1 rRNA gene (cut by a window edge) is annotated in these 2,500 nt (G+C 57.1%); it reads right to left on the reverse strand.

The features are described from left to right. Nucleotides 1-61: 61 nt before the first annotated feature. Nucleotides 62-2,500, reverse strand: a 23S ribosomal RNA gene (locus tag ACIQG9_RS29775) (it continues 671 nt past the right edge of the window).

Here is a 2,500-nt window from a genome sequence, read left to right on the forward strand (position 1 = left end):
CTAACCCGCTGGTGTCGTTGTTCGTTTGTCGGGAGTTGCACAGTGGACGCGTAGCAGCCTTGTTGTCAAGTCCTCGGCCTATTAGTACCGGTCAACTGAACCCGTTACCGGGCTTACATTTCCGGCCTATCAACCCAGTCGTCTAGCTGGGGGCCTTACCCCACCAATGGTGGGTGGGATACCTCATCTTGAAGCGAGCTTCCCGCTTAGATGCTTTCAGCGGTTATCCCTTCCGAACGTAGCTAACCAGCCGTGCCCCTGGCGGGACAACTGGCACACCAGAGGTTCGTCCGTCCCGGTCCTCTCGTACTAGGGACAGCCCTTCTCAAGTATCCTACGCGCACGGCGGATAGGGACCGAACTGTCTCACGACGTTCTAAACCCAGCTCGCGTACCGCTTTAATGGGCGAACAGCCCAACCCTTGGGACCTGCTACAGCCCCAGGATGCGACGAGCCGACATCGAGGTGCCAAACCATCCCGTCGATATGGACTCTTGGGGAAGATCAGCCTGTTATCCCCGGGGTACCTTTTATCCGTTGAGCGACACCGCTTCCACTCGCAAGTGCCGGATCACTAGTCCCGACTTTCGTCCCTGCTCGACCTGTCAGTCTCACAGTCAAGCTCCCTTGTGTACTTGCACTCAACACCTGATTGCCAACCAGGCTGAGGGAACCTTTGGGCGCCTCCGTTACCCTTTAGGAGGCAACCGCCCCAGTTAAACTACCCACCAGACACTGTCCCTGAACCGGATAACGGTCCGAAGTTAGATACCCAAATCAACCAGAGTGGTATTTCAAGATTGCCTCCACCCATACTGGCGTATGGACTTCACCGGCTCCCACCTATCCTACACAAGCTAATTCGGATACCAATGTCAAGCTATAGTAAAGGTCCCGGGGTCTTTCCGTCCTGCCGCGCGTAACGAGCATCTTTACTCGTAATGCAATTTCGCCGGGCCTGTGGTTGAGACAGTGGGGAAGTCGTTACGCCATTCGTGCAGGTCGGAACTTACCCGACAAGGAATTTCGCTACCTTAGGATGGTTATAGTTACCACCGCCGTTTACTGGCGCTTAAGTTCTCCGCTTCGCCCCGAAGAGCTAACAGGTCCCCTTAACGTTCCAGCACCGGGCAGGCGTCAGTCCATATACATCGAATTACTTCTTCGCATGGACCTGTGTTTTTAGTAAACAGTCGCTTCCCCCTGCTCTCTGCGGCCATACAACGCTCCACCCGCGCGGGGCTTCACGTCTCCGGCCCCCCTTCTCCCTAAGTTACGGGGGCAATTTGCCGAGTTCCTTAACCACAGTTCGCCCGATCGCCTCGGTATTCTCTACCTGACCACCTGTGTCGGTTTGGGGTACGGGCCGCTAAGAACTCGCTAGAGGCTTTTCTCGGCAGCATAGGATCACTGACTTCACCTGAATCGGCTCGGCATCACGTCTCAGCCACATGCACCGCGGATTTGCCTACGGTACGGCCTACACGCTTACCCCGGCACAACCACCGGCCGGGCTCAGCTACCTTCCTGCGTCACCCCATCGCTTGACTACTACCCGCCAGGTTCCCACGCTCACCACCACCAGTCCGAAGACCGCCAGCAGATCGGATGGTTAGCACAACGAAGTTCATCACGGGCGCTCTTTCGCGGGTACGGGAATATCAACCCGTTGTCCATCGACTACGCCTCTCGGCCTCGCCTTAGGTCCCGACTCACCCAGGGCGGATTAGCCTGGCCCTGGAACCCTTGGTCATCCGGCGGAAGGGTTTCTCACCCTTCTTTCGCTACTCATGCCTGCATTCTCACTCGTGCCGCGTCCACAACTGGGTCACCCCGCTGCTTCACCCCCGGCACGACGCTCCCCTACCCATCCACACACCTGCACAAGGAATCACGTCCAAGCGAGGTTGAAATGTGAATGCCACAGCTTCGGCGGTGTGCTTGAGCCCCGCTACATTGTCGGCGCGGAACCACTTGACCAGTGAGCTATTACGCACTCTTTAAAGGGTGGCTGCTTCTAAGCCAACCTCCTGGTTGTCTATGCGACCCCACATCCTTTTCCACTTAGCACACGCTTAGGGGCCTTAGCTGGTGATCTGGGCTGTTTCCCTCTCGACTACGAAGCTTATCCCCCGCAGTCTCACTGCCGCGCTCTCACTTACCGGCATTCGGAGTTTGGCTGATTTCGGTAAGCTTGTGGGCCCCCTAGACCATCCAGTGCTCTACCTCCGGCAAGAAACACGCGACGCTGCACCTAAATGCATTTCGGGGAGAACCAGCTATCACGGAGTTTGATTGGCCTTTCACCCCTAACCACAGGTCATCCCCCAACTTTTCAACGTTGGTGGGTTCGGCCCTCCACGCGGTCTTACCCGCGCTTCAGCCTGCCCATGGCTAGATCACTCCGCTTCGGGTCTAGGACACGCGACTGAATCGCCCTATTCAGACTCGCTTTCGCTACGGCTCCCCCACACGGGTTAACCTCGCCACATGCCACTA

The organism is Micromonospora sp. NPDC092111 (genome assembly GCF_044755745.1).
Lineage (GTDB): Bacteria > Actinomycetota > Actinomycetes > Mycobacteriales > Micromonosporaceae > Micromonospora.